Origin of the sequence: Corynebacterium sp. 51B (genome assembly GCF_008930785.1) — a bacterium.
GTDB lineage: Bacteria > Actinomycetota > Actinomycetes > Mycobacteriales > Mycobacteriaceae > Corynebacterium > Corynebacterium megadyptis.
The window spans coordinates 1-27,000 of sequence record NZ_PQMK01000008.1 but is presented as its reverse complement, the minus strand read 5'-3'; the positions used below and the strand labels follow the sequence as shown (position 1 = coordinate 27,000).

22 protein-coding genes are annotated in these 27,000 nt (G+C 63.1%); 6 read left to right on the top strand and 16 right to left on the bottom strand.

Annotation, left to right across the window (positions count from 1 at the left end):
* The 4 genes from hypD to GBB14_RS09520 are packed head-to-tail and all read right to left on the bottom strand — an operon-like array spanning position 1 to position 2,945.
* A complete protein-coding gene (gene hypD / locus GBB14_RS09535) occupies positions 1-1,143 on the bottom strand; it encodes a hydrogenase formation protein HypD (protein ID WP_151529845.1) in 1,143 nt (380 codons plus the stop codon).
* Between the two features lie 8 nt (positions 1,144-1,151).
* Complete coding sequence (locus GBB14_RS09530; protein WP_151529846.1) at positions 1,152-1,421, bottom strand: HypC/HybG/HupF family hydrogenase formation chaperone; 270 nt, start codon at positions 1,419-1,421, stop codon at positions 1,152-1,154.
* A gap of 52 nt (positions 1,422-1,473) precedes the next feature.
* A complete protein-coding gene (locus tag GBB14_RS09525) occupies positions 1,474-1,767 on the bottom strand; it encodes a HypC/HybG/HupF family hydrogenase formation chaperone (RefSeq protein WP_151529847.1) in 294 nt (97 codons plus the stop codon).
* Positions 1,768-1,769: 2 nt separating this feature from the next.
* Entirely contained in the window at positions 1,770-2,945 is a 1,176-nt protein-coding gene (locus GBB14_RS09520; protein WP_151529848.1) for a reducing hydrogenase subunit alpha, read from the bottom strand.
* A gap of 10 nt (positions 2,946-2,955) precedes the next feature.
* On the opposite strand from GBB14_RS09520, the gene GBB14_RS09515 reads away from it, so the two are divergent.
* Complete coding sequence (locus GBB14_RS09515) at positions 2,956-3,297, top strand: hydrogenase maturation nickel metallochaperone HypA (RefSeq protein WP_151529849.1); 342 nt, start codon at positions 2,956-2,958, stop codon at positions 3,295-3,297.
* A 21-nt stretch (positions 3,298-3,318) separates the two neighbouring features.
* Here GBB14_RS09515 and GBB14_RS09510 read toward each other — a convergent pair whose 3' ends face one another.
* The 6 genes from GBB14_RS09510 to GBB14_RS09485 form a co-directional block, all read right to left on the bottom strand.
* Complete coding sequence (locus GBB14_RS09510; RefSeq protein ID WP_370451567.1) at positions 3,319-3,825, bottom strand: hydrogenase maturation protease; 507 nt, start codon at positions 3,823-3,825, stop codon at positions 3,319-3,321.
* 41 nt (positions 3,826-3,866) lie between these two features.
* Entirely contained in the window at positions 3,867-5,135 is a 1,269-nt protein-coding gene (cybH, locus tag GBB14_RS09505) for a Ni/Fe-hydrogenase, b-type cytochrome subunit (RefSeq protein ID WP_151529851.1), read from the bottom strand.
* Positions 5,132-6,877 (bottom strand): nickel-dependent hydrogenase large subunit, encoded by a 1,746-nt coding sequence (locus GBB14_RS09500; RefSeq protein ID WP_151529852.1) that lies wholly within the window; start codon positions 6,875-6,877, stop codon positions 5,132-5,134. The genes cybH and GBB14_RS09500 overlap by 4 nt, the downstream gene beginning before the upstream one ends.
* The gene (locus tag GBB14_RS09495) at positions 6,878-8,113 is read right to left on the bottom strand and encodes a hydrogenase small subunit (protein WP_151529853.1); all 1,236 of its coding nucleotides are present in this window, start codon (positions 8,111-8,113) and stop codon (positions 6,878-6,880) included.
* Between the two features lie 410 nt (positions 8,114-8,523).
* A complete protein-coding gene (gene hypB, locus GBB14_RS09490; RefSeq protein ID WP_151529854.1) occupies positions 8,524-9,315 on the bottom strand; it encodes a hydrogenase nickel incorporation protein HypB in 792 nt (263 codons plus the stop codon).
* 42 nt (positions 9,316-9,357) lie between these two features.
* Positions 9,358-9,708, bottom strand: coding sequence for a hydrogenase maturation nickel metallochaperone HypA (locus GBB14_RS09485; protein WP_151529855.1), 351 nt, complete (start codon positions 9,706-9,708; stop codon positions 9,358-9,360).
* Between the two features lie 37 nt (positions 9,709-9,745).
* On the opposite strand from GBB14_RS09485, the gene hypF reads away from it, so the two are divergent.
* Complete coding sequence (gene hypF / locus GBB14_RS09480; RefSeq protein WP_151529856.1) at positions 9,746-11,992, top strand: carbamoyltransferase HypF; 2,247 nt, start codon at positions 9,746-9,748, stop codon at positions 11,990-11,992.
* Here the strand turns inward: hypF and hypE are convergent.
* The gene (gene hypE / locus GBB14_RS09475; protein WP_151529857.1) at positions 11,921-13,027 is read right to left on the bottom strand and encodes a hydrogenase expression/formation protein HypE; all 1,107 of its coding nucleotides are present in this window, start codon (positions 13,025-13,027) and stop codon (positions 11,921-11,923) included. The two genes, hypF and hypE, sit on opposite strands and share 72 nt — an antisense overlap.
* 404 nt (positions 13,028-13,431) lie before the next feature.
* On the opposite strand from hypE, the gene GBB14_RS09470 reads away from it, so the two are divergent.
* On the top strand, positions 13,432-14,718 hold the full coding sequence (locus GBB14_RS09470; protein WP_151529858.1) for an esterase family protein: 1,287 nt from the start codon (positions 13,432-13,434) through the stop codon (positions 14,716-14,718).
* Positions 14,715-17,141, top strand: coding sequence for a bifunctional lysylphosphatidylglycerol flippase/synthetase MprF (locus GBB14_RS09465; protein WP_151529859.1), 2,427 nt, complete (start codon positions 14,715-14,717; stop codon positions 17,139-17,141). The genes GBB14_RS09470 and GBB14_RS09465 overlap by 4 nt, the downstream gene beginning before the upstream one ends.
* A gap of 91 nt (positions 17,142-17,232) precedes the next feature.
* Here GBB14_RS09465 and lysS read toward each other — a convergent pair whose 3' ends face one another.
* Entirely contained in the window at positions 17,233-18,816 is a 1,584-nt protein-coding gene (lysS, locus tag GBB14_RS09460; protein WP_151529860.1) for a lysine--tRNA ligase, read from the bottom strand.
* Positions 18,817-19,843: 1,027 nt separating this feature from the next.
* Between lysS and GBB14_RS09455 the strand changes: the two genes are divergently transcribed.
* Positions 19,844-20,974, top strand: a complete 1,131-nt coding sequence (locus GBB14_RS09455) for an alpha/beta hydrolase (protein ID WP_225976614.1) — start codon at positions 19,844-19,846, stop codon at positions 20,972-20,974.
* A 775-nt stretch (positions 20,975-21,749) separates the two neighbouring features.
* Here GBB14_RS09455 and GBB14_RS09450 read toward each other — a convergent pair.
* Complete coding sequence (locus GBB14_RS09450) at positions 21,750-22,901, bottom strand: GuaB3 family IMP dehydrogenase-related protein (protein WP_151529861.1); 1,152 nt, start codon at positions 22,899-22,901, stop codon at positions 21,750-21,752.
* A 94-nt stretch (positions 22,902-22,995) separates the two neighbouring features.
* The gene (guaB, locus tag GBB14_RS09445) at positions 22,996-24,522 is read right to left on the bottom strand and encodes an IMP dehydrogenase (protein ID WP_151529862.1); all 1,527 of its coding nucleotides are present in this window, start codon (positions 24,520-24,522) and stop codon (positions 22,996-22,998) included.
* A 278-nt stretch (positions 24,523-24,800) separates the two neighbouring features.
* Between guaB and GBB14_RS09440 the strand changes: the two genes are divergently transcribed.
* Entirely contained in the window at positions 24,801-25,181 is a 381-nt protein-coding gene (locus GBB14_RS09440; RefSeq protein WP_192796109.1) for a DUF5319 domain-containing protein, read from the top strand.
* Positions 25,182-25,244: 63 nt separating this feature from the next.
* On the opposite strand, the gene GBB14_RS09435 is transcribed toward GBB14_RS09440, so the two are convergent.
* Together GBB14_RS09435 and GBB14_RS09430 are read right to left on the bottom strand one after the other, a co-directional pair.
* Positions 25,245-26,231: a hypothetical protein gene (locus GBB14_RS09435; protein ID WP_151529863.1), complete on the bottom strand. Its 987-nt coding sequence runs from the start codon at positions 26,229-26,231 to the stop codon at positions 25,245-25,247.
* Complete coding sequence (locus GBB14_RS09430; protein WP_151529864.1) at positions 26,228-26,794, bottom strand: sigma-70 family RNA polymerase sigma factor; 567 nt, start codon at positions 26,792-26,794, stop codon at positions 26,228-26,230. Before GBB14_RS09430 ends, GBB14_RS09435 begins: the two co-directional genes overlap by 4 nt.
* Positions 26,795-27,000: the final 206 nt, after the last annotated feature.

The following is a 27,000-nucleotide window of genomic DNA, read 5'->3' as shown; positions in this document are numbered from 1 at the left end:
CTAGCGGTTGAGGGCCGCGGTGGCGGAGCGATCAATACGGCCGAAATTGTAGTAGGCGGCGCAGGCCCCCTCGGGCGAGACCATGCAGGTACCGATCGGAGTGGCGGGCGTGCAGGCGGTGCCGAAGACGCGGCACTGCCAAGGCTTGATCCGGCCGGTGAGCACGCTGCCACACTCGCAGGCCTTCGGGTCTTCCACCCGGCGGCCCGGAATATCGAAGCGTTTCTCCGCATCCCACGGCGCATAGTCCTCGTGGATAGCCAGGCCAGACTCGGGCAGCGTCCCCAGTCCGCGCCACTCGAAACTCTCTCGCACCACAAAGGTTTCGCCCAATAGGGCCATGGCTTGTTTATTGCCGCCGGGCTGGACCACGCGGGCGTATTGGTTATCCACTCGCGCCAACCCAGCGTCCACGTCGCCGCTGATGCATTGCCGCAGCAGCATCGCCACGGATTGCAGCACATCGAGCGGCTCGAAACCGGCCACCGCCACGGGCATATCGTATTCAAAGGGCAAAAACTCGAAGGCATCCGTGCCCACGATCGCGGCCACGTGCCCGGGCCCGATGAAGCCATCGACGGCTGTTTCTCCGCCATTGACGATCGCCCGCAGGGGCGGCTCGATGAGGACGTGATTGGAAAATACCGAAAAGTTCTTGATGTCGAGCGCCTTGGCGGCGCGCAGCGTGGCAGCGGTGGAGGGCGCCGTGGTTTCAAATCCCACGGCAAAGAAGATCACGTGCTTATCGGGGTTCTTCTTCGCCAGCTCGAGAGAATCCAAGGGCGAGTACACGAACTCCACATTGGCGCCACGCGCTCGGGCATCGAGCAGCGAGCCCTCCGATCCGGGCACGCGCATCATGTCCCCGAAGGTGGTAAAGAGCACGTCCGGCTGGGAGGCCAGCCAGAGGGCGTCGTCGACACGCCCCATGGGGATCACGCACACCGGGCAGCCAGGGCCGTGCACGAGATTGATGGAATCGGGGAGCAGATTCTCGATGCCATAGCGATAAATGGTGTGGGTATGCCCGCCGCAGACCTCCATCAAAGACAGCGGCTCGTCGAGGGCAGCGGCATCGCGTTCAATGCGATCCAGCAGGGCCCGCGCGGCGGCGGGGTCACGGAACTCATCTACAAATTTCATCGCAGCCGCTATCCGATATCCGAACGAGAGAAGGAATCGAGCTCATCATCGAAGGTCCCACCGCCGAGCTGCTTGATCTGCTGCAGGGTGAGAGCGGCCTCATCCTCGTCGATCTTCGACAGCGCAAAGCCCACATGCACCAGCACCCACTCCCCCTCCTCGAGGGCCTCGCCCACCAAGAGATCGGTGGAAATCTTCCGGCTCACCCCAGACATTGACACTGTGGCACGGTGGCCATCCTCAATATCCACGACTTGTGCGGGCACTCCCAGACACATCGGTGTTCCCTTCTTCGGTATTAGCGAGGATTCTCAGCTTTAATCACAAATTTTACTCCCGCTGCGCGGGCTCACCTAACGCAGATGGGCCCTGGCGATGGCCCCGCGGCAGGCGCTCCGGCCGCAGCAGATTGAGCTCGGCGATAGCGCGAAGCGAGGCTTCGGCATCGGCCGCGTCCACCACGGTCATGGCGAAGCCCTGTTGGATCAGCACATAGTCGCCCACCTCGGCCTCGGGCAGATAGGACATATTCACTTCCCGCCGCTGCCCGGCCATATCCACCTCGGCCATGCTCAACAGGCCAGGCTCGCGGGAGAGAATCTTGGCGGGGATTCCGAGACACATCTTTAGTCCTCCTCCTCGGCGCTCGCAGCCGATACGGTATCTTCGCGCAGCCGCAGCCCCATCTGCCCCTGCGGGGCGGCAGCACAGGGCAGGCAGGGATCAGCGGTACGGATCGACTCCTCCACATCACAGTCCTGCACCAGCGCGTGCCGCATCATCTGCGCCAACCAGTACTCGTTCTGGGCGGTGGGGGTGAGGATGCGACACTGCACCACTCGCTGCTGCTCATCCACCGTGTAGGTGTGGGCGAGCAGCCCGCGCGGCCCATCGACGACCCCGGTGAAGGTGCCCGCCCGCGGCTGTAGCTCCGCCTGAATATCCGCACCATAGAGCTCGTCTCCCGAGCGGAGCCGCTCGACTGCCGCCACGCGGCGACGAATCTCCGCCACCATGACCGCCGTCAGGCCCCGCTCCGCGATGGCGGCATCGGCATGTGCCACTGGGCCCACCCGGTAGGGCTGCCATTGCCCCGAGGACAGCCGCACCTGCGGGCGGGGCGCCGGATCACCGGGGCGGGTTTCGCGAATGCGTTCAGCACTCTCCGCCGCGGCGAAGCTCTCCCCTGAGGAGAGCACAATCCGATCCCCCACCGGATCCGTGCCGAGGTGCATATCCACTCCCTGCCACGGGGGCACGGGAGATTCCGCCGCGCCGCACTCCAGCAGCTCCGCGCAGAGCTGCTCCACATCCAGATCGAGCGCCTCCACCGCGCCCCTATCGGCGGGGGCCACCACCCCACCCGGGGTGGCGACGCGGGGAAAATGCCCACTGGCCCCGGCCGCCGCCATGAGTGCGTCGCCAAGCTCTTTGAGCGCCCTCGCACTCTGCGGGCTGACGCTGAGGAACTTGGGCGCATAGGCGGACAAAGCGGCACCGTGGAGCAGAAGCTCCCGCACGGCACGGGCGGTGGCGGGCAGAGCAGACACGCCGTGCATCCGGTCGAGCGCCGCCATCCCCGCCAAGTGGTGGGCCACGGGGCAGAGCCCACAGAGGTGAGTCACCATGTGCACCACCTCGGCCACCGGTTTCCCGAGAAGTAGCGGCTCCAATCGCGGCAGACCCGAGAGGTCAAAGTGGGCATCAACAATGCGCCCGTCTCTATCGCGGGTATAGAGCACCGTGGCCTCGAAAGGATCAATGATGGCGTCGAGGCGGATGCTGGTGGAGGAGTTAGACATAATAGATTCCATGCATGAATTCAGCCTGCTGAGCGGCGTTGTCTCCACTGTAACCGCCCATGCCTCGGGACGGACTGTGGAAAAAGTGGCGTTGCGCGTGGGCAGCCGCGCCGGTGTGGTTACCGAGGCGCTGCACGCCGCGTGGCCGCTGGCCCGCAGCGGCACCTGCTGCGCCGCGGCGAGACTGGAGGTGGAGGACATCACCGCCACCGTCTACTGCCCCAGCTGCGCCAAGGAGGTGGAGATTGATGAGTATTTCGCCCTGACCTGCCCCCGCTGCGGCACGCCCACGGCGGATCTGCGGCGGGGACGCGAGTTCGAGATCGCCTATATTGATCTCGCCGATACTTAAACTCCGTAGCTCCACAGCCGTTCACTCCCCCGCGGCGGCGTTCTCGGCGGCCAGCCAGTCGGCGATGACCGTACGGGCGGCGGCGACCGCCTCCGGCAGCGCGGCGATCACCGGCTCACTCAGCCCCACCGATAGCTCAGTGCTGGCGGGCACCACGCCCACCACGGCTATCTCCTCGGGCTCGGTGCCCAATAAGCGCGCCGCGGCGAGCAGATCCAGCAGACTCACCTGATGCGGGGAAAGATGCGACTGCACGAGCCGGGGCAGCTGGTCGCCGCGTAGGACTGTGACCTGTCCGGGCTGGGCCCCCGCGATGGCGTCGAGAAGCAATAAACGGCGTGCCTGCTGCACCACGGGAAGAATCTCCATCCCAGAGGTGCCGCCATCGATGAACTCCACGGGGCCGGGACAGGCAGGCTCCGCGAGGGGCTGGCGGCGATGGCTCGGCACCCACGCCAGCTCTGAAACCTCGCTGTCGCCGGTGGCCAGCTGACGCAGCAGCTCCAGACCGATCCCGTCATCGGACATGATGGGATTACCAATGCCCACCACGGTCACCGGCGCCGCCACTAGCCGATCTCCGGGGCGTCATAGGGCTGGGCTCCGCGGCGCAGCCACACGCCGCCGTTAATCATGGAGGAGACGCCGCCATGGCGCTCGACCGAGTCCGCCCGCACCGCGAGATAGACGTGAATCCAGACGAACATCCACACGATGAACATGATCATGGCGTGAATGAGCCGCATGGTGGGAATGCCGGTCCAGTGCACCGGGTAGCTAAAGAAGGACCAGATGATCGAGTTCTGGTTATAGAGCCCGTAGAGCGCGAGCCCGCTGAGCATTTGGAAAAGGCAGAGCAGATAGATCGCGGTATAGGCGAATTGCTGCAGCGGATTGTGGGTGAGATAGAGCGGCGGGTGCTTCTGCAGGAAGAGATAGTACTTCAGGGTGCCCACCAGCCCATGCAGGTCCCGTTTGGAACGAATGGGCCACATCGCCCGCCACCGGAGCTGGCGGTGCCGCGAGGTCACCCAGATCACGCAGCGGGTAAAGCCCAGCAGCAACCAGAGGAACGCGGCCACGAAGTGGATATAGCGCACCCAGCCCATGAGATAGCCGGGATCGCCGCCGGGTTGCTGGGCGGGAAGCAGGCCGGGGTTCATGATGAAATAGCCGGTGACCGAGAGGATCACGATGAGCGCCACATTGCCCCAGTGCTGCAGGCGAAGCGGCACCGTCCACAGATTCACCCGCACCCACTGGTTGGGATTAGCGCGCACATCCTTCATCGCGCGGTCTTTGTCCTCGACCTTCACCCCCACCACGCCTTGAAAGCGGAAGGGGCCGGGCTGGCCATCGTCATCCACGTGGGCGGTGGCGATGCCGAGGAGGCGTTCGCCCTTGCGGCGGGCCGTCTTGACGGTCTGCAACAGTGGGGCGCGCTCCTCGTTCGACAGCTGCGACTGCTCGAGCACCGCCTCATAGTCGCCGCGCATAATCATGCGAGTCTGGTGCTCTTTATTGATCGTGATCGTGTCACAGACCGCCAGCGAATAGGGGCGCTCGGTACTGGCCGCGTCGAAAGATACGGCCGTCAGCTCCGCCTGGTCGATATCGGGGCGATTGACGTGCAGCGAGGTGCGGAGCGCCCGCTCCACGGGATCGGTGCTGTCCTGCGGCCCCACCGCGGCCAAGGCCAGCAGCCGACCGCTGGAATAGTGCCCCACCGAATAGGCCCGAGTCGGGCGCAGCACGCGCCCTGGGCCCTGGCTGCCGCGCTTCGTCGAGTGTGACTCGGCCCCGCGGCCCGAACCGTGCGGAGTGTGCAGGGTGGTCATGGCGTCATCACCTCCATCACGCTCTCCCCGTCGGGGTCGAGCACGTGAACCGCGCAGGACATGCACGGATCGAAGGAGTGAATGGTGCGCAAAGGCTCCAGCGGCTGCTTCGGATCGACCAACGGGTGCTCGCCGCCATGGGCGAGAGAGTGTTCATAGGGGCCCATCTGGCCGCGGGCATCGCGGCCGCCCGCCAGCCAGGTGGTGGGCACCACCGCCTGGTAGTTATCCACCTTGCCGTCTTTAATCCGCACCCAGTGGCCGAGCGTGCCGCGAGCTACCTCCAGCATGCTGAATCCCTCGCATTCCTGCGGCCAGCTGGAGGGCTCCCAGGTGGAGGAGTCGAAGACGTCGATATCACCGCGGCGCAGGCCGTCGATGAACGCGGGCAGAATCGTATCCGCCAGGGCCTCGGCGGTGGTCATCGCCTCCACGGCGCGGGCGAAGGTGCGCCCGGCGGTGGAGTTGAGCTGCTCCACCCGAATGTCGAGCGCCTTCATGGCCTCATTCACCAGCCGGGTGGTGGTGGGTTCTTTTTGCAGATAGGCCAGCAGCACCCGCGCGACCGGCCCGACCTGTGTGGGGCGGCCATCGTAGCGGGGTGCTTTCGACCAGGTGTATTCCTCGCTATCTCCGAGCCACTCATAGGGTGGCTGCGGCCCGGTGTAGTCCACCACCGTTTCGCCTTCGGAGGGGTGCAGCCCCACGTCTTTGCCCTCGCTATAGCTGAACCACGCACTGCTGACGAACTCAGTGATCTTGGCTGGGTCCAGCTCGTGCAGGGTGGAGTAATCGCCGTCGAGGATCACGCCGGGCCGAATATCGGGGTGGAAGGAGGACACGGGACGGCCGGTGGGATCGCCGCCATAGGTGGCCCCCGCCATGCCGACGGCGAGGAAGTTCGGGGCCGCCGCGCCAATATCGAAGTAGTCCTTATAGGCCCCCATGATCGCGACAGCATCTGGGTAGTAGCAGTCGTTGACGAACTCGAGGATCTCATCGATCCAGGAGGACACCTGATCGAGCTGCACCTGGTTGACGGTCTCGGACTTATTGGGGTCAATCGAGCACGCCATCCCGCCGACGAGGAAGTTGGGGTGCGGGTTCTTGCCGCCAAAGACCGTATTAATGCGGATGATCGAGCGCTGGAACTGCAGCGCATCAAGGTAGTGCGAGACCGCCATGAGATTCGCTTCCGGCGGCAGGCGATAGTCGGGGTGCTCCCAGTAGCCATTGCTAAAGATGGAGAGCTGGCCGGAATCCAGCACGCCCTGGATGGTCTCTTTCACCTTCTGGAAGGTGGTTTCGCTATTGTTCTTCCACGTCGATCCGATCGAGGCGGCAAACTCCACGGCTTTTTTCGGATCCGCCTCGGCCGCAGAGACCACATTCACCCAGTCCAGGGCGTGCAGGTGATAAAAGTGCACCACGTGATCGTGTACTTCCTGCGATCCCAGCACCAGATCGCGAATCAGTCGCGCCTGCTTGGGCACGGTGGAGCCGATGGCGTCTTCTACCGCCACCACCGATCCGATCGAGTGCACGCCGGTGCACACCCCGCAGATGCGGCCCACAAAGGCCCACACATCACGCGGATCGCGGCCCTCGACGATTTCCTCGATGCCGCGAAATTGCGTGGTCTCCGACCAGGCGTTGGTGATCTTCTCCCCCTCGCGCTCCAGCTCGATACGCAGGTGCCCTTCGATACGAGTGAGGGGGTCAATGACAACGCGCTCTGCCATTTACTTACCTTCCTTAGTGTGCGGTTCCGCCGGCCCTGCCTCGGGGGCGGGGTGGGCGCGTGACGACGCCGTCTCCTCGGCCGCGCCACCAGTAGCGGGAAGATCACCGAAGGCCGCAAGCAGCTCCTCGTCCTTATCTCCCGAGCGGATCGGAATTGTTTTAAACGTGGTGATACCGGCGTGCACGGCCGCCCCGGCAATGCCGGCACCTACCAGGCCCCAGCCCACCTTCTCCGCAGAGGACTCGACGCCAAAAGCGCCCACATTGGGCAGCTCCTCGTAGAAGGGGGTGAACTTGTCAAAGAAGTGTTTTTCGGTACAGCCGATACACGGGTGGCCAGCGCCGATCGGCCAGCCGGAGCGCATATTCCACTGCACGATCGGGCAGGGGCTAAAGGTGGAGGGGCCTTTGCAGCCCACCTCGTAGAGGCACCAGCCATTGCGGGCACCTTCATCGTCGAAGGTCTTCACAAACTGCCCGGCATCAAAGTGGGGGCGCTTGGGACAGGAATCGTGGATGCGCTGATCGTAGGCGAAGAGCGGACGCCCCTCGGCATCCACCTTGGGCGGCTCGCCGTGGGTGAGCAGGTAGGTGATGGTGGCGGTAATAACCTCGCCGATCGGCGGGCAGCCGGAGACATTAATCACCGGTTTATCGGTGATGATCTCCTCCACGCCCACCGCGCCCGTGGGATTGGGGCGGGCGGCCTGCACCGAGCCATAGACGGCACAGGCCCCGACGGCGAGCACCACCGAGGCCCCCTCGGCGGCCTCGCGCAGCACCTGCTCCGAGGTTTTGCCGCCGATCATGCAGTAGATGCCGTTTTCCTTGGTGGGCACCGAACCATTGACCACCAAAATATGGGGTTCGCCGCGCATATCCTCGAGCGCCTTCTCCGCCCCATGCCCGGAGGCGGCCATGAGCAGCTCGTTGTAATTCAGCGAGAGCAGATCCAGCACCATGTCTTCGACGGTGGTGCCGCCGGAACGGATGAGCGATTCCATGCAGCCGGTACATTCCTGCAGCTGCAGCCACGCCACATTGGGCTTTTCGACGTTGCCTAGTTTCTCGGCAATTTCTTCTGCCTGGGCTTCAAATCCGCTCATTACTGGAACGCCGGTGGCAAATACTCCCGCCATAGCGCCACATAACTTGAGAAAGTCACGTCGCGGCACCCCGCGCATTTCCAGATTTTCTCGAAGGTTTTTTCCTTGCCAACTATTCGCCAGATGCATATATGGTGCCCTTATCTTTAACCATTCGCTTGCCGCGTGGCATGAATGTGTTGTGATAAGTCGCTAATCTCACCGTTGAAACAGACACAGGAAGCGGCGATGCGCAGCCACATTGTCACGCGGATAGTCCAGCATCGATTTTATCAACCACACCATCGCCCTTTCAGGACCTTGCGCAGGGCATATCTCACACCCGCGGCGCTTCTCCGGCTATGCGAATAGCAATGTAGGCGCTTTAGTCAAGCGTGCGGGATTTCTACGGAAGCGTAGCCAATAGTAGGCATACCTTGTTTATTGGGGGAATTGCTGCGCTCTGTGATGGAGTAATTCACATTTTTATCCGGCTACAGTGCGCAGCGCTGTGGTCTTCTACCCCCAAAAGGTGCAGCGACCCTATTCCAGCACCCGCTTTAGGCGGGGCTAGGCCGGAGCCAGTCCAACCAGTCCTCCAGGCCCTCTCCAGTACGGGCGGACATCTCGATCACTGGCGCATGCGGGTTTATGGAGCGCAGATTGGAGCGGAATAGCTCCATGTCGAAGTCGAGATGGGGTGCGAGGTCCATCTTGTTCATCACGATGGCGTCCACAGCTTTAAACATCACGGGATATTTCAACGGCTTATCCTCGCCCTCGGTGATGGAGAAGATCATGGCCTTGCGGTGCTCGCCCACCGCAAATTCGGCGGGGCAGACGAGATTGCCCACGTTCTCCACGATCACCAGATCCAGCTGGGAGAGATCCAGCCCCTGCAGGGCGCGGTGCACCATGGGGGCGTCGAGATGGCACTCCCCGCCGAAACCGTGGCCGGTGTTGAGCAGCGAAATCTGGGCGCCATGGCCGCGGAGCCGATCCGCGTCCAGGGAGGTCTCAATGTCTCCTTCGATCACGCCGATACGCACCTGGCCTGCGAGGGCGGCGAGGCTGCGCTGCAGAACCGTGGTTTTGCCGGCGCCAGGGGAGCTCATGAGGTTGATGCATTCGACACCGTGGGCGTCAAAGGCGGCGCGGTTATCGGCGGCACAGCGGTCATTTTCCGTGAAGATGTCCTCCAACACCGAGATACGCTCGCGCCCAGTGTCATAGGCTGAGTGATCTCCGAAATCGTGCTCGCTGCCCGGTGCCGAATCGGGCGCGTGCTCATGGCTATGCCCGTGCTCATGGCTGTGCACTGTGCCATCGTCGTGCCGGTGGAATCGTCCCATTGTTCTTCTCTTTTCACCTGCTAGCAGAAAGTGGCTATGCCCTCAGCTTAGCGCGGTGGCCGGCCCCTCTACCTCGATATCGACCACCCGGAATTCCTCCCCAGAGAGAATCTCGGCGGGCTCACCGCAGCGGGGGCAGCACAGGTTCAGCTCGGCGCCCATCTCGCCGTGGAAACCGCAGGAGCATCCCAGCCGCACCGGAATCCAGCGGGTGTCGAGCTGGGCGCCGTCGAGTTCGGTGCCGGCAGAGACGAAGCGCCACGCATACTCGAAAGAGGCGGGCACCACCTGCCGCAGTTGCCCCACCTCGAGATGGACCACGCGCACCCGGCGGCCGGCGGCGGCGCGGCGCACCACTGCTGCGAGCTGGGTGGATAGAGCGACTTCGTGCACGTGATCGAATCTAGCAGCCGCTACTACTATCGGGGATATGGTGAGTGAGCGCAGGCGCGCCGAGATTCTCGGGGTGGTACAAGGCGTCGGGTTTCGACCCCACGTCGCCCGGTGTGCCGCGCGCTTTCCACTCACCGGGTTCTGCGGCAATTCCGACTCGGCCGTCTATATCGAGGCCCAGGGCGACCCAGCGGTCCTCGCGGAGTTCTTCCAGGCCGTCCTCGACGAGCTGCCACCGCTGGCGCAGGTGCAGCAGCACCACATCACCGCGCTACCGCTGCGCCCTGCAGAACGCGGCTTTCGCATCGTCGCCTCGCAGCACTCCGGCGCCACCCCTACCCTGCTGCCACCAGATGTGGCCGTCTGCCCAGAGTGCCTGGCCGATATGGTGGATCTGCATAATCGGCGCTTCCGCTATCCCTTCACCACCTGCACCAACTGCGGCCCACGACTATCGATAATCGAGTCCCTGCCCTATGACCGCCCCCGCACCACCATGCGGGAGTTTCCCATGTGCCCGCGCTGCGCCGCCGAATACGCCGACCCGCTGGATCGGCGCTATCACGCCCAGCCCATCAGCTGCCCCGATTGCGGCCCGCAGCTCTGGCTGGAGCGCGAGGGCCACAAGGTGGAGGGCGATCTCACCCGCGCCGCCGAGTGGCTGGCCGCAGGCGAGATTCTGGCGGTCAAAGGCCTAGGCGGGTTCCACCTGCTCTGCGATGCGCGCAACTCAGCCAGTGTGGCGCGGCTGCGCCGGCGGAAGCAGCGGCCCCATAAGCCCTTCGCCGTGATGGCGCCGCTCGCCGAGGTCGAACACCTCGCAGAGATCGACCCGACGCTGCTGTCTCAGCCCGCCCATCCCATCGTGATCGCCCCGCAGGCCGCCACCTATGATCTCGCCAACGAGGTGGCCCCGGGCAATACGGATATTGGCATCATGCTGCCCTATACCCCGCTGCACGCCCTGCTCGTGGATCGCCCCGTGGTGGCCACCTCCGGTAATATCTCCGGCGAGCCGCTCTGCTTCGAGAATGATCGCGCCCGCACCCAGCTCGCAGGAATGGCCGATGGGTGGGTGATGCACGACCGGCCGATCCACGTCCCAGTGGAGGATTCCGTGGATCTTGCCCACCATGATCGGCTGCTGCCGGTGCGCCGCTCGCGCGGTAAGGCGCCGCTGCCGCTGCCGCTCTCGTTGCCCGGCGCGGAGTCCTCGCCGCCGGTGCTGGCCGTGGGCGGGGAACTAAAAAACACCTTCACCCTGCTTATCGGCGAGACCGCCCATATTTCCGCGCATATCGGTGACATGGGTTCCTGGGCGACCCAGCAGGCTTTTGAGCGCGCCGTCGAACAGCTGCTGAGCATGCGTCGCGCTGAGCCGGAGCTGGTGGCCTGCGATCTGCACCCGAACTATGCGACCACGGCGTGGGCGGAGCGCACCGGATTGCCTGTGGTGCAGGTGCAGCATCACCACGCCCACGCGCTCTCGCTGCTCGCCGAACAACAGCTTCTCGATCAGCCGGCGGTGATCGCCACCCTGGATGGCACCGGCTATGGCCTCGACGGCACGATCTGGGGCGGCGAAATCCTCAGCTACTCCCCTGATCGTGGCTGCAGCCGCGCCTGGCATATCCCCCGCTTTCCGCTTCTCGGCGGTGACCGCGCGGTCCGTTATCCCTGGCGAATCGCCGTCGGGCTCAGCCACGCCTATGGCCTCGAGTGCCCGCCGCTGCCCGCGCCCGCAGCAGAGCGGGAGCTCGTCGACGCCCAGCTGCGCACCGGATATGGGGCGGTGGAGTGCAGCTCGGCAGGCAGGCTTATCGACGCCATCTCCACCATGCTTGGCCTCTGCCCGGAACAGAGCTTTGAGGCCCATGCCGCGCTGCGGCTGGAAACCTGCGCCCGCAGCGCCAGCGAGCAGCTGCCCTCCACGGCCAGCACCATCCCCGAGCTGGTGCAGGAGGCCCTGGACGGCACTGACGCCGCGACCGCGGCCTGGCGTTTTCACCACGGGCTGGCGCAGGTTCTTGCCACCCAGATGCGCCGCATTGCCGCCGAGACCGGGGCGGAAGTGATGGGTATCAGTGGTGGCTGTGGCCTCAACCGCCTGCTGCTCGGGCATCTGCGCCGGGCGCTGCCGGGGCTGAAGGAGCACCGCGTGGTGCCCGCCAATGATGGTGGGCTCTCCCTCGGCCAGGCCGTGGCGGCGCGGCTAACAAATGCGGGGCAATGGGTCCCCGACCAGCATGTCCACCATGCGGGTGCCACCGAAGCCGGTGCGTAGCACCACCGAGGCGGCCGGTTCTTCCACGACCTGCCCCAGTTCCACGGCCTCGGGCGCTCCCGCGGCATGGAGTGCCTGCAGCGCCGCCTCGGTCTGCGCCGCCGGAACCACGGCGACAAAGGTCCCTTCATTGGCCACATAGAGCGGATCGATGCCCAGCATGTCGCAGGCGGCGCGGGTCATATCCCGCACCCGCACCCCCTGCTCGTCGATGGCGACTCCGAGGCCGGTGGAACGAGCAAGCTCATTGAGCACGGTGGCCACACCGCCGCGGGTGGCATCCCGCATCCAGCGCACCTGCGGGGCGGCGTCGATAAGCGCCTGCACATCGGAATTGAGGGCCCGGGTATCGGACTCGATGGGGGCGTGAATGGCCAGATCGCCGCGGGCCAGCATGACGGCCATGCCGTGATCAGCGATGGGGCCGGAGATAATGATGCGGTCTCCCACCTGCACCTGCTCGGAGCCGAGCTGCAGATTCGGCTGGATGGTGCCGATACCGGCGGTGGTGATGTAGAGCTTGTCGCCCGCCCCCTTGGGCACCACCTTGGTATCGCCGGTGGCGATGGTCACCCCGGCGGCATCGGCGGCGGCGCGCATATCCTCCACAATGCGGCGCAATACCGCGATCTCGAGCCCCTCTTCCAAGATAAAAGCCACCGAGATCAGCGCGGGCTGTGCACCTGCCACCGATAGATCATTGACTGTGCCGTTGATGGCGAGATCGCCGATGGATCCGCCGGGAAACTCGATGGGATTGACCACATAGGAATCGGTGGACATCGCCACCGCACTGCCCGCGTCGCGAATGATGGAGTCGGCGGCCACCACGGCGGAATCGCCGCCGGCGGAGAGAATCGGGTTGCCATAGGCGTCGAGGAATACCTGCTCGACGAGCGCGGCAGAGGCCTTGCCGCCGGAGCCATGGGCCAGGGTCACGCGATCCTCGGTGAGGCGGAAGGGGCGGGCCCGGACCCGAGAAATATTGCTCTGGACCTTGTGTTCATCGTGGTTCAGCCGGTTCTTCGGTTCCATGGCGTGGGCCCTGCCTCGCTTCGTCGCTACATTCATTGGGGCGCCGCAGCTCAGCGAGCGGCGGGCGCATGTCTCGCCTTTTAAGCGTAGTAGCCCCCAGCCAGCCGCGGCGGGGCCTTCCACCCACCTGTGCCTACCCTCGCCACGGTGAGATCAGCCACATATTTGATGACAGTTAGGACACGCTCGGCCCTGAGCGGCGGTGTGTTGTGAGCATTTTGGGTACAAGTCCTCAGCAAGCCGCTAGCAGGTTCACAGCTGATCTCCAGATTACCCCTCCCCAGTACCCCCACACACTACCCTGAGCTGGGATTTTCCATTTGTTTTGAATAAAGAAACACAGGGGGTAGCAGACCTGCGGAGCAACTAGGGCAACGGCGCAGCACGGGCTAGTGTCTCCGACTATGACAACAGTGTGGAGAACACTCACGGCGGTGCCGTTGACGACCCACAAGGCAGCCGCGGTGAGTATCGCGCTGTTGGTGTGCGCGCTCGTGGCCGCAGCGATACTGCTGCTGCGTGGAGGTCGGCTGCACCGCCGGGTCGGGCTCATCGCCCTGGCAACGGGCGCGCTTGTCCCCCTCGGAATATGGATCGGGCTGGAAAAGATCTGGCGGCCCTTCCCCGATCACATCCCCACCGAGATCTATCTCTCGGGCGGAGTGGCGGTGGCTATACTCGTGGCAGCGCTGGCGAGCCTGGCGATCCGGCCGCGGCGGCGGGGAGTGCTGCTGCTTCCCTTCGCAGCGCTCGCCTTGGTCGGGGCGCTGATGGTAGCCAATACCGCCTATCAGGTCTATCCCACGCTCGGCGCCTTGGATCCGCGGCCGCATGCGGCGCGGATGTCCATGAGCGAGGCGGAAGCAATGCGTGCCGAGCACACCGCCCCGAAGAATAAGGATGGCGAGACCATCGGCGCGCTCGTCAGCATCGACATCCCCAGCGGCAGCGGCTACCAGCCGCGCCCCGCCCAGGCCTATCTACCCCCGGCCTTCTTCTCCGGCGAGCAGCTACCGGTGCTGATGCTTATGCCAGGCTCGCCCGGATCGCCACCCCAGTGGTTCACCACCGGCCAGCTGACGCACATAGCCGATGCTTTCCAGCAGCGGCACAATGGCGCCGCCCCGCTGATTTTGAGTGTCGATGCCACCGGTGCCCTTGCGGGCGCCCCGAAGTGTGTCGGCGAGGTCGAGGACTATCTGCGCACCACCGTGCCGAACTATGCGCTCTCGTCCCTCGGCGCCACCCCAGATCGCAGCCGGTGGAGCATCGGCGGGCTGTCCTATGGTGGCACGTGTGCACTGCAGATATTCTCCCGCCACCCCGATGCCTTCGGCACAGTGCTGGACTACTCCGGGGAGGCGGAGCCCTCGGTGGGCAATCATGAACAAACCGTGCAGCAGCTCTTTGACGGCAGCGAGGAGGCCTTCGCCGCCCACAATCCACGGGATATCCTCCGCGCCGCGATGGACGCCAACTCCACGGCCTATCGGGGGCGCGCCGCCCGCTTCGCTGCCGGGGAGCGCGATCACGATGCCCAGGAGGCGATGCAGGGATTCGACTCCCAACTGCGTTCCCTCGGGGTAGATAGCCACTATCAGGAATATCCCGGCGGCCACACCTGGCAGGTATGGCGCGCGGCCATCACCAACGATTTTGAATTTATTGCTCAACGAGGGGGACTGACATGACACCTACGCCCGACGCCACGTCTGCTGACTCGACAACCGCCGCGACAGCAGCGCCCCCCACCCTGCTGACGCTGCTGCGGCGCCGGCTGTTCAGCTATGCAGTCTCCGGCCCCGTCACCCTCGTGATGATCGCCTGCGCCTGGATTATCCACCTGGTGGGGATCAACGCCGTCTTCGGCCCGGAGAGCTATTTGGAAAAGGTGGCCATCAGCGGGCTCAGCACCCAAACGGTGCAGGGCCTGGTTCCCGCCACCCTGGGCCTTCTGCTGCTCGGCATTCCCGCCGAGCGCGCCCTCGGCACCTGGCGCTATGTGCTCGCCGCAATCCTGTCCCAAACCCTCGCCGTCGGCACTGCGGTGACCCTCGGCGAGCTCTGGACCACGCACTCCGGCTGGGCCCGCGGCATCGCCACGGGCACCATTCTCACCCCCGCAGTGTGGCTGCTGGCTGTGAGCATGCTGGCCGCCACCCGCTATACCGTGGTGTGGCGCCGCCGCGTGCAGTTCTTCTCCGTCGTGATCGCGGTGGTCTTGCTCCTCTATTCCGGCACCTTGCAGGATGTGGCGATCGCGATCGCGGTGGCCGGCTGCGGGATCCTCACGGCCCGCCATTGGGACTGGCAGGCTACCGTGCGAGAAAAGCGCCGCATTTCCGCAATCACGGTATTCGCCGTGGCCATCGGCCCCTTTTTGGCGGCCATGAACCCGCACAGCAATGCCGTATTTTCCTCCCTCGGACTCTTCGTCACCTCTCCTGCGTGGTCGCTGGATTCGGCGGAAGAGGTCTGCGCCCATGCCCGCCATAGCGCGGCGTGTATGAGCGCGGCATCCTCCGTGAACAATGCTGGTATTGCGCCCTTCCTCGGCAATGTGGCCATCGCCCTCGTCTTTGGCGTGCTCTGCTACGGCCTTGCCCGCGGCCGCCGCCGCGCTCTCTACGGCACTATCGTGCTCCTTATCGCAACCGCCGGCGTGATTATCGCCGCTTCCTCGCACCTCGGTATCGCGTGGGCGCCCTTCGTGGTGCAGGCGCTCGCCCTCATTGCCCAAAGGAAGTGGTTCACCTCGGCGGGGTCGCGCCAGGCTATGGTGCGCTCCCTGGCCATCATGGGTGGTCTCGCCGTGGCACTTGCGGCGCTCTGGCTCGCGATCTTGCCCACCATGACCGGCCTGCGCGAGCTGCCGTGGCGCTTCCTTCCTCCGGTCTTGTCCCGGTTCTCCCCGGCACCACTTATTCCAGAATCGGGCATTGAGAGCCTCGGTTTTGAGTGGACCCCAGTGATCTTCTGGACGGCCGCGGCGATCATCTTGTGGCGGCTATTCACCTCCCCCGCCCCATCGACCGTGCCCCCAGCAGTGCGCCGCATCCTGGACGAGGGCACCGGCGACCATATTTCGTGGATGGGCACCTGGCCGCATAATTCCTATTGGCTCGCAGCAGCGGAACGCGGCTATGTGGCCTATCGTGTCCACGGCTCCATCGCGGTCACCGTCGGCGCCCCGGTGGTGCTGGATGCTGCCGAGTTGTCGAGCGTGGCCGATGAGTTCGAGACTTATGCCCGCGCCCAAGGCTGGCGGGTGGCGTGGTATTCGGTGAATGACGAGTTCGCCTCTACCCGCGCCGCACATTATTCCTCCCTGCACGTGGCCGAGGAGTCCGTGGTCGAGGTGGGCATCGAGTTCAAGGGCAAGAAATTCCAGGATGTGCGCACCGCCCGCAACCGCGCCGTGAAGGAAAATATCCGCTATGAGTGGACCACGTGGTCCCAGGCCAATCCTGTGATTCGCTCCCAGATCCACGCGTTGAGCGAGCAATGGGTCTCGGAAAAGGCCCTGCCGGAGATGGGCTTTACTTTGGGCTCGGTATCAGAGCTCATCGATGATGAGGTGAAGCTGCTGATCGCCGTGGATGACACCATGCATGTGCACGGTGTCACCAGCTGGCTGCCGGTGCGCCACAATGGCGAGATCGTCGGCATCACCCTGGATTTCATGCGTCGAGATCGCGAGGGTTTTCGGCCCGTGGTGGAGTTTCTTATCGCCGAGGCGATCACCACCGCCCCCGATATCTATGGGCCGCAGCTGACGTGGGTCTCGCTTTCCGGAGCTCCGCTCTCTGGCGGGGATACCTCCAGCCTGCTGGGCATGATGCTCAATGAACTCGGCAGAGTTCTCGAGCCGCTTTATGGCTTCCGTTCCCTTGCCGCCTTCAAGCGCAAGTTCAAGCCGGTGGAGCACTCCTGGCTGCTCTGCTATGACGACCCCGCCGCCCTGCCCGCCATCGGCCTCGCCGTGTCGCGCTGCTATCTGCCGCATGTGAAGCTGCGCGACGCTCGGGCCGCCGCGGCGGTATGGAGCGCCGCCCGCAGCGAACGCAAGAAGCGCGCCGCGGCCGCCCAGGCGGGCAATCGCGAGCGCTCCTAGAGCCCCTGCTATATACCGCACCCGCCGGCTGCGCCTCGGGAAGAATCCCTAAGCGTCACCGGCGGGTGCGTCTCTGTTCGGCAGCGAGTTTTTAGAGCTCGGGCTTCACAATCGGGAAGAGCACGGTCTCGCGGATGCCGAGGCCGGTCAGCGCCATGAGCAGGCGATCGATGCCCATGCCGCAGCCAGCAGTCGGCGGCATACCCTGCTCCATGGCGGCCAAGAAGTCCTCGTCCAGCACCATAGCTTCATCATCGCCATCCGCGGCCAGGCGGGCCTGGTCCTCGAAGCGCTCCCGCTGAATGATCGGATCGACCAGCTCGGAGTAGCCGGTGGCCAGCTCGAAGCCGCGAACGTAGAGATCCCATTTCTCGGTCACGCCGGGCTTCTCGCGGTGGGAGCGGGTCAGCGGCGAGGTCTCCACGGGGAAGTCCTTGACGAAGATCGGGCCGTGCAGCTGATCTTCGCAGAGCAGCTCCCAGATCTCCTCGACCAGCTTGCCGTGGCCCCAGCCGCCGGTGGCCGGAACATCCAGGCCGATCGCTGCGGCGATCTGCTTCAGCTCCTCGACGCTGCTGTCGATGGTGACCTCGGGCTGGCCGGGGAATTTCCGCTGCAGCGCCTCGTTGAGCGAGGGATACATCTCAATTTCTTTCCACTCGCCGCCGAGATCGTACTCGGTGCCATCGGCGAGGGTAACGGTGGTGGAGCCAAAGACCTCCATGGCCACGGCCTGAATCAGCTCGCGGATGGTGCGGGCACCATCCTCGTAGGTGCCCCACGCCTGATAGGTCTCCAGCATGGCGAACTCGGGCGAGTGGGAGGAGTCCACACCCTCGTTGCGGAAGTTGCGGTTCACCTCGAAGACGCGCTCTAGGCCGCCGACCACGCAGCGCTTGAGATAGAGCTCCGGGGCGATACGCAGATAAAGATCCATGTCCATGGCATTGGAATGGGTCACGAAAGGACGCGCCGCGGCGCCGCCGTGCAGGGTCTGCAGCATCGGGGTTTCTACCTCCACGAAGCCTTCGCCTTCGAGGTGGTGGCGCAGCGCGCGCATGACCTTAATGCGGGTCATGGCGTTGCGGCGGGCCTGCTCGCGCATAATGAGGTCGGTATAGCGCTGGCGCACGCGGGTATCTTCGCTCATCTCCTTATGCGCCACCGGCAGCGGGCGCAGGGACTTGGCCGCCATATGCCAGCGCGCGGCCATCACGGAGAGCTCTCCGCGCTTGGAGGCGATCACCCGACCGCGCACGGAGACAATATCGCCCAGGTCCACGTCCTGCTTCCAGCTGGCGAGGGCGTCCTCGCCGACCTCCCGCAGCGAGAGCATCGCCTGCATGGTCTCGCCGCTGCCCTCTTGCAGGGTGGCGAAGCACAGCTTGCCGGTATTACGGACGAAGATCACGCGCCCGGCGATAGCCACCTCGGTGTCGGTTTCTTCCCCGACCTCCAGCACTCGCGCCCCCTCCGGGGCCTCGCCGGCATCGTCTTTGCGCACAAAGAACTGGCGACGCAGTTCCGTGATAGAGATGGTGCGGTCTACCTCAACGGGGTAGGGATCGCGCCCCTCGGCGAGCAGCTTCTCGCGCTTCTCGCGACGGATTCGCAACTGCTCAGGCACATCATCTGCGCGCTCGGCCGGTTTTTGCTTCTTAGTCTGCTCGCTCATGACTGATTACTCTAGTGCATTCCCCCGCAGGCGCTTTTCGACGCCCACCTTCCCAACGTTCCCTTCTGGCATTGCGATGAGGCCAAGCTTGCAACTCACTAGCGCAAGGCAAATCGAGTAGGCCGAGAATCCCAACAGACGTTTGCCTCGGAGGTCGCAACGGGAGAATTGCAACCACTTATCCACCAGCATTAAGACTTGATGGCGCTGGGACGCTCTATGTGGTCGTCAGAGGCTCGGTTCTTGCTGGCCCCAGTCCAGCAAGAACCGGTGGCCCCGACCACCTCGTCTCAACGGCTCAATCCCCGCAGATAACCAATACCAATTCGAGCATTCTGCTTGACATTCAGATCAACCATGCTGATCACACTCACCCCAGAAACTCCAATACTCTCGACCGCTCCCCCTAGTCGAGTCTCACCAGCCACACGTCCGAGTGATCTCACGCGCCTTCAGCATGTCTATCCTCGCTGTGTGCGAACGAAGCATGCAAAACCCAGACGACGACCCCTCTCAGTGTGAAGATCCAGCTTTTGAGCGTTGAAATTACTCCGCTAGCACAAGCTGAGACAATCGGACACCCACACTCGCTTACATTTGCAATTTCTCACATGCATTTTTACCCCCGTTCCTTCCTAGTCATATGACGTAGTACCTGCCCAACATGACCCCATTAAACATATCAACCTCAGTATGAAATACGTCAGCAACCAGTGTTTTTATAGCGCAGATCACTACGGGTACATCCAACTGTTTTGTCTACAACATTAAAAAGGGCCATACTACACCCACCCCGTTAACAACAATTGCGCTGGACATTCCTTGATTACCCCAGCTAACCCCCCTAGACTTACGGATACGTAACAAGCGCTGACGTCAGCACCCCAAGCTACCGCCAGTTCGCCGTCGCCATACTTCAACGCGTGCCACAGTGCACAAACCGAAGATCTGTACCTACGACGTCTCCGTCGCTCACTCAAGGTACATTGCATCACCCCCTAGAGGGGGCAAATAGAATTTTGTTCCCGTGACATTCTATGGAAAAGAGGAAAACGTGCATTCTAAGCACACAACCTTCATCGCCGCCGTCACCGCATTGGCGACTCTCACGGCACCCATCGCCATGGCCTCTCCAAGCTATGCGGCCGATGTTCAGACCGAAGTACAGTCCCAGGTTCAGGTCAACGAAGGCTACATGACCAGCAACGATGGGAAAGGCACCAAAATCTGGTGGAAATCTCAAACTCATCCCAACGCGAAAGGCACCGTCGTGGTTATCCACGGCGCCGCTGAGCACTCAGGCCGCTATGAGTACGTAACTGACCGCCTAATTGACGCCGGTTACAACGTGTATCGGCTCGATCATCGAGGCCACGGCAAGTCCGCTCTTCCCGAATTAGGCAACAAAGTGGTACGCGGCCACATTGACGACTTCCACTACATCGTTGATGACATGAACCAGCTGGTACAGAAAGCCAAGTCTGAAAACCCTGGTTTGAAGACTTATATGCTCGGTCACTCCATGGGAGCACTTGCGGCTCAGTTCTATGGCATCAAGTACCCCGGCCAGATCGATGCGTTTGTGACAAACGGCGGCGGCGCACCATTCAATTTCTCTGGAGTTAACAACCCTGGCCAGACCATCACCCCAGAGGCGATCACCGAGAAGCAGCGGAACTCTCAGCCGAGCATCTTCGAGCGTGTGCCATTGCGTGAATTGACAACTTTCAACGCCCACATGCTCAACGAAATGATCCCCGGCCGAACTGACATTCATATGCCTTCGCCCCTCGGCACCGATATCCTCCAAGTGCCTAACGCCTTCACTGGCGGGGTAGCCTCCGATCCAGCCGTGGCCGCCGAGTACCAGACCGACCCACTGGTGAACAAGAAGCTCAGTCTCGGTATGGCGGAACAAATGGCCTTTGCGAGCTTCTACGATGCCGTTAATGCTGACCTGTTCACCACTCCCACCCTCATCATGCATGGCACCCACGACGGACTCGTGCCGCCATACTTCTCACAAGACTGGTACAACGCCATTAACTCCCAAGACAAGGAGCTAATCTATTGGGAAGGGCAAATGCACGAAGTACTCAATGAGCCTGCCAAACACGAGGCTATGGATAAGGTCATCGATTGGTTGGGGAAGCATTAGGGCCCATCTATTGCGTGTGATCTATTTGTGCTAGCCCCTCCTCCCACACACCCCGCGTCAAAGTCGTGCTTGTGCCCGCACTTGAGCGGGGTGTCGTGGTATGCACACGCTGCCCCCTCCCATGGTCACCAGGAACAATATAAAAAACACACCCACTGCCAAGAGTTTATCTGCGCTTCCCCGAGTATTTATAGCAGTACGCTTACAGCAGGTTCTCACGATAAATTTTGCTCACCAACACTATGATTCCTCAATCTAGCATTCCTTAGATCCTCGCCTAGCGAGGAAGAACCGGCGAGCATTGGTGGTCTGTGTAGCCCTTTCCTGTCTACGCCTCGGTAAACCGAATTAACAGCTTTTTATCAACCAATATCGAACGTACGACGACATGCGAGAGCATGTTCATAACTATTATTCGGTTCACATATTCACCGGTGCATTGCGGCTGGATGACGCAACCATGATTCACATGCGGCAACCAGCAGCTCACGACTCGAGGTCATCACTAGGCTCATATGCAGCCACAGTGTATCCCACCGGCACTCCCATTGAGCGCTAAGGGCACCACCAATCGAGGCTGTCTCTCGTGAGTTTTTGGCTCGCGTGCGTTTGTTCGATCGCCGTGGATCACAAGAGTCATCTTCTCGCATCGTGGACCGGAGTCCTAGGCCGACTTCAATCTCGCGCCTCTACCATGGGGTCGTCGCTTTTATCCATAGTCCGTAATGGGATCATGTCATTGCGCCAAGCTCATGGCGGATCCGTTCGAACAGCATCAGAGCGGCGAATTGCGCACCATCAACTCCACCTTTTGGAAACTCTTCAGATCCGAATAGCCGCACTTGGCCATGGCGCGGCGCAGGCCACCGACGAAGTTCTCCGAGCCATAGCAGGAGCTGGAGGGGCCGTGCAGCAGAGTCTGCAGCGGTACCAAGTCGCTGCCCTCGGAATCTCCACCGAAGCCCACCTGCTGCACCATGCCGCGCGGGAACCGGGGATGTGCGGTCACCGAAGGCCAGAACCAGCCGGGAGCGGCAGACTCGGTGGCAAAAGCCAGTGGGCTGCCCAGCATGACCGCATCGGCACCGCAGGCCATGGCGCGGGCGACATTGCCGGAGTACACCAGTTCATCGGAGTCCGCGATGATGTGCACATAGCGGCCGCCGGTCTCGTCGAGGTAGTCACGACGCGCCGCAGCCACATCGGCGATGGCAGAAGCCATCGGGGTGTGGATACCCACGGTGAGGTCATTGGTATTAGAACCGCCGCCCACAATCACACCGGCGGCGCCGGTGCGCATCAGATGGAGCGCGGTGTGATAATCGCTCACACCACCGGCGATCACCGGCACATCCAGGGTGCCGATGAACTCCTTTAAGTTCAAGGGCTCGCCGCCGGTCTCCACATGCTCTGCGGAAATAATGGTGCCTTGGATAACGATGATCTCGGCGCCGGCCTTCACCAACACCGGGGAAAGCTCGCGGGCATGCTGCGGGGAGACGCGCACGGCCACCGTGGCATCGCCGGAGCGTACCTCGCGGATGCGCTCCGTGAGCAGATCCATGTCCAGTTCCGCGGCGTGGAGCTGCTGCAGCAGTGCCACCGCGGCCTCGGAGCCCTGCTCCATTTCGGTGTTCACCACCTGCGCGATGGCTCCCTTGAGATCAGCGTGGCGGCCCCACAGACCCTCGGCATTGATCACGGCCAGCCCGCCGTTCTCCGCCATGGCGTTGACGAACTCCGGGGAGGCGAGGCTGTCTGTCGGATGGGAGAGGAAAGGAATATCGAAGCTGTAGGCATCGAAGTGCCAGGTGGTGTCCACGTCCTTGGAGGAGCGGGTGCGGCGCACGGGCACAAGCCCGATATCAGCGAGCGAGTAGGTGCGGCGGGCCTCCCGGCCGATGCCGATTTCCACGATGTCACGCATAGTCTTTGGTATTCACTTTCCGTCTATGTCGGGGGCGTATAGGTGCCTAGGGTCAAGAAGAAAGGCCCTAGGTCGTGTGCCTAGAGCCCTCATCTTAGCGCTGGTAGTAGTTCGGAGCTTCAACGGTCATCTGAATGTCATGCGGGTGCGACTCGCGCAACCCAGCACCGGTGATCCGCACGAACTGCGCGTCGTGCAGCTCCTCAATGCTGGAGGAGCCGGTGTAGCCCATGGCCGCGCGCAACCCGCCCACCAGCTGGTGGGTGATGGAGTCGATCGAGCCGCGGAAGGGCACGCGCCCCTCGATGCCTTCCGGCACCAGCTTGTCTTCGCTTTTCACATCGGCCTGGAAGTAGCGGTCCTTGGAGAAGGAGCGCTGCTCGCCGGAGAGGCCGCGGCCACGCATCGCCCCCAGCGAGCCCATGCCGCGATACATCTTGTACTGCTTGCCGTTGACCACGGTGATCTCGCCCGGGGCCTCGGCGGTGCCGGCCAGCATCGAGCCGAGCATCACGGTCGAGGCGCCGGCGGCCAGGGCCTTGGCGATATCGCCGGAGTATTGCATGCCGCCATCGGCAATGATGGGCACGCCGGCCTTGTGGGCCTCGGTGGCGGCCTCCATGATGGCGGTGATCTGCGGGGCGCCCACACCGGCGACCACGCGGGTGGTGCAGATAGAGCCCGGGCCAATGCCCACCTTGATGGCGTCCGCACCGGCCTCGATCATGGCCTTCGCGGCACTACGGGTGGCCAAGTTACCGCCGATCACCTCGACGGTCTCGCCCCATTCCTTCTTCACGCGGGAGACCATCTCCAGCACGCCGCGGGAGTGGGCGTGGGCGGAGTCCACCACGAGCACATCCACGCCGGCATCCACCAATGCCCCGGCGCGCTGCCAGGATTCATCGCCGGTGCCGATGCCTGCGCCCACCAGCAGGCGGCCGCGCTGATCCTTGGAGGAGTGCGGGTACTGCTCGGTCTTCACGAAGTCCTTGACCGTGATCAGACCGACCAGGCGGTTGTCATTGTCCACGATCGGCAACTTCTCGATCTTATTGGCGCTGAGCAGGTGCAGTGCCTCTTCCTTGCTCACGCCCTCCTTGGCCACCACCAGCGGCATCGGGGTCATGACCTCGGCGACCGGGCGGTTGAAGTCCGGCTCGAAGCGCATATCGCGGTTGGTGCAGATGCCCAGCAGCACGCCGTTATCGTCCACCACGGGCAGACCAGAGATACGGAAGCGGGCGCACAGCGCATCCACCTCGCCGATGCTCTGATCGGGGCGACAGGTGACGGGGTCGGAGACCATGCCGGATTCGGAGCGCTTGACCAGCTCCACCTGCTCGGCCTGATCCTGAATGGAGAGGTTGCGGTGCAAAATGCCCATGCCACCTTGGCGGGACATGGCAATCGCCATGCGGGCCTCGGTGACGGTGTCCATAGCCGCAGACACCACCGGAATGTGCAGGCGCAGCTTGCGCGTCAATTGCGCGGACGTCGTCACCTCGGAGGGGATCACATTGGACTCATTGGGCAAAAGCAGCACATCATCAAAGGTCAGCCCCACCAAGGCCACCTTATTAGGATCATCGCCGCCGGTTGTCACTCGCTCGTTATTCATCTGCTTGAAAGATCCTCCTCGTAGTCGCGCGTATGCCCGTCGCTGTCCCGGCGGCACCGTCTTCGGTGCGTTCGATGCTTATCGACGCCACCTCGCGGCCACGCTCACCGGCACGGTGCAGATACAGGTGCCTTCAACACTAATCCCTCCGCCTCAGAGTTGAGAACACTTCTCCCCTGCTACCCCTACTCGTGGCAGAGGGAGGCGCTGGGGATGCCCGATTGCTGAGCGGAGGATGACAGTTGATTAATGAGGGCACACTCAATACCCTGAACGATGTGAATTTCTCTGAGATGCCACGCGATCCCTTTGAAGGCGATCCCAACGACCCCGCCCGTCTGTTGGATGAGGACGAGCCCTTTGCGCCCCTGAGCGAGGACGAGCGCACCGGCCTGCATCAGGATCTCACGCTGGTTAAGGAGTTTCGCACCCATCTCGCTCCCCGCGGGATCAAGGGCATCGTTTACTTCTGTGAGGATTGCGATCGCCCCCATTATTGCGACTGGGAGATGATGCAATCCAATATTCACGCCACCTTGCAGGAGGAGTTGCCGCCGGTGCACGAGCCGAGCGCCAACCCCAATCCCGATGAATATGCCCCCTGGGAGTACTGCATGGGCTTTCTCGACGGTATCACCCACCGCCGTTTCGGGCGCTAAGCTCCCACACATCACAACAGGCCCCGCCATATGGCGGGGCCTGTTGTCATAGCCAGACAGTATTTAGAGCTGATCGCGCACGGCGTCAGGCAGTTCGGGGCCGCCATCGTGCATCAGGTGCTCCACCACGGACTTCTCTTTGTCGTCCTTGGACTCCTTGGTGTCCACCTCGAGGGAGCGCTCGCCCGGGGCCAACGGCGAGTCCACGGCCTTCGGCTCGCGGCTGGCCCGCTCCGGTCGGGTGGTCTCGCCATACTCATGGGACTCGGTGACCGTTTCCGTGACCGTTTCGGTCGCGGTGGTGGTCTCCGTCGTGGCACTGGGCTTCGAGGACTGCGAGCTCGCCGAGGAATTCGGCTGCGTGACCGTGGCCGTCACCGTGGAGGTACGCGTGGACGGGCGCGGCGCGGCGGGTGTCATGGTGACGGTGCGCTGGGCTTCTTCCACGCGGCGGTGCGCGAGCTCCCGATCACGTTCATCGAGGTAGTTAATCAACTCGCGGGCCTGGGCAATGAGCCGCTTGGCTCCTTCCACATCGCCGCGCTCGCGCAGTTCATCGGCCTCCTCCAGGGTGGAGGCGAGCTGCACCATATCGGTCTGGGGCTCGCCGAAGACGGCGACGCGAGCGCCCCACAGGGGGCCGCCAGGCTGGGCGTTGTAGACGGTGGTGCCGCCGACGACGATCATGGCGCTGGCAGCCACGGCGCCGAGCGCGGCGCCACCGACCATGCCCATCAGGCGCGGCTGCTGCGGCCGGAGCCGCCGAGCGCGATGCGTTGCCATCGAGGCCACCGGCGCAGCGGTGGAATCCGTGGTGGTGGTGTCGTTGTCTGCCGCTTGGTCCAGCAGCGCGCGAATATCCGGCACCGCATCGCTGGCGGCATCGCTGTGCACTTCCTCGCGCATGCCCGCGAGGGCCACGGCGAGGGGATCCGAGCCATGGCTGGGATCAGCGCCGGCGGCGAGTTCATCGAGGAACGCATCGCACTGAAAAAATTCATCGCGCTGCACAGACAGATCCCTCGGATCTTCATGAGAACGAGATGTCATCGTGTGCTTCCTTCAAATTTCTTACGCAGCTGCTTCAGCGCTCGGTGTTGCGCCACGCGTACTGCCCCTGCTGTGGTGTCCAGAACCTCCGCAGTTTCCTCTGCGCTCAGTCCCACAAAGAGGCGGAGTACAAGGATTTCGCGAGACCTATCACTTAATAGATCGAGCAAGGCCCTCACCTCGTTACTACCGTCGAGACTTGGACTTACATCTTCGGGATTCATCGAGCGATCTGCGGTGTCGGGAACCTCATCGGTGGGGTGTAATCGGTCACGACCCATGGCCCGATGCGCATCGATCACTTTATTGGAAGCGATTCCATAAACAAAGGCCATGAAGGGGCGCCCATGGTCCTTATAGTTCGGTATCGCGGTAGCCACCGCTAGGCACACATCCTGGATCACATCCTCGGGCGAGGGGTACTGGCTGCGGGAGATACGCGCCCGCACATAGCGAGTCACCAAAGGGTGAATCAGCCGAATAATTTCCTGTAGAGCTTTGTTATCCCCATCAGCAGCGGGCGCGACCAGCGGGGCGAGCTGTTGCTCCAGTTCACCTGACACTGTTCGTCGGGCCTCCCACTATCTGCGATACGAATATGACATATGTCCTACCGGCACCACGCTGGGCAAACCACAGCGTGGCCGCCTCTCGCTAAAGAGCCCGCACGTTAGCTCGGACAGTAAAAAAGTACTTTTTAAGTATAACGACAGGTTCTATTGAAACTTTTTGAACACCCCCCGCCAGACTAACCCCCTCCCCTGTATGC

Excerpts from the sequence above, each read along its gene's own strand:
- hypD (WP_151529845.1), bottom strand. The coding sequence starts at position 1,143 with ATGAAATTTGTAGATGAGTTCCGTGACCCCGCCGCCGCGCGGGCCCTG.
- GBB14_RS09530 (WP_151529846.1), bottom strand. The coding sequence starts at position 1,421 with ATGTGTCTGGGAGTGCCCGCACAAGTCGTGGATATTGAGGATGGCCAC.
- GBB14_RS09525 (WP_151529847.1), bottom strand. The coding sequence starts at position 1,767 with ATGTGTCTCGGAATCCCCGCCAAGATTCTCTCCCGCGAGCCTGGCCTG.
- GBB14_RS09520 (WP_151529848.1), bottom strand. The coding sequence starts at position 2,945 with ATGTCTAACTCCTCCACCAGCATCCGCCTCGACGCCATCATTGATCCT.
- GBB14_RS09515 (WP_151529849.1), top strand. The coding sequence starts at position 2,956 with ATGCATGAATTCAGCCTGCTGAGCGGCGTTGTCTCCACTGTAACCGCC.
- GBB14_RS09510 (WP_370451567.1), bottom strand. The coding sequence starts at position 3,825 with ATGTCCGATGACGGGATCGGTCTGGAGCTGCTGCGTCAGCTGGCCACC.
- cybH (WP_151529851.1), bottom strand. The coding sequence starts at position 5,135 with ATGACCACCCTGCACACTCCGCACGGTTCGGGCCGCGGGGCCGAGTCA.
- GBB14_RS09500 (WP_151529852.1), bottom strand. The coding sequence starts at position 6,877 with ATGGCAGAGCGCGTTGTCATTGACCCCCTCACTCGTATCGAAGGGCAC.
- GBB14_RS09495 (WP_151529853.1), bottom strand. The coding sequence starts at position 8,113 with ATGCATCTGGCGAATAGTTGGCAAGGAAAAAACCTTCGAGAAAATCTG.
- hypB (WP_151529854.1), bottom strand. The coding sequence starts at position 9,315 with ATGGGACGATTCCACCGGCACGACGATGGCACAGTGCACAGCCATGAG.
- hypF (WP_151529856.1), top strand. The coding sequence starts at position 9,746 with ATGGTGAGTGAGCGCAGGCGCGCCGAGATTCTCGGGGTGGTACAAGGC.
- hypE (WP_151529857.1), bottom strand. The coding sequence starts at position 13,027 with ATGGAACCGAAGAACCGGCTGAACCACGATGAACACAAGGTCCAGAGC.
- GBB14_RS09470 (WP_151529858.1), top strand. The coding sequence starts at position 13,432 with ATGACAACAGTGTGGAGAACACTCACGGCGGTGCCGTTGACGACCCAC.
- GBB14_RS09465 (WP_151529859.1), top strand. The coding sequence starts at position 14,715 with ATGACACCTACGCCCGACGCCACGTCTGCTGACTCGACAACCGCCGCG.
- lysS (WP_151529860.1), bottom strand. The coding sequence starts at position 18,816 with ATGAGCGAGCAGACTAAGAAGCAAAAACCGGCCGAGCGCGCAGATGAT.
- GBB14_RS09450 (WP_151529861.1), bottom strand. The coding sequence starts at position 22,901 with ATGCGTGACATCGTGGAAATCGGCATCGGCCGGGAGGCCCGCCGCACC.
- guaB (WP_151529862.1), bottom strand. The coding sequence starts at position 24,522 with ATGAATAACGAGCGAGTGACAACCGGCGGCGATGATCCTAATAAGGTG.
- GBB14_RS09435 (WP_151529863.1), bottom strand. The coding sequence starts at position 26,231 with ATGACATCTCGTTCTCATGAAGATCCGAGGGATCTGTCTGTGCAGCGC.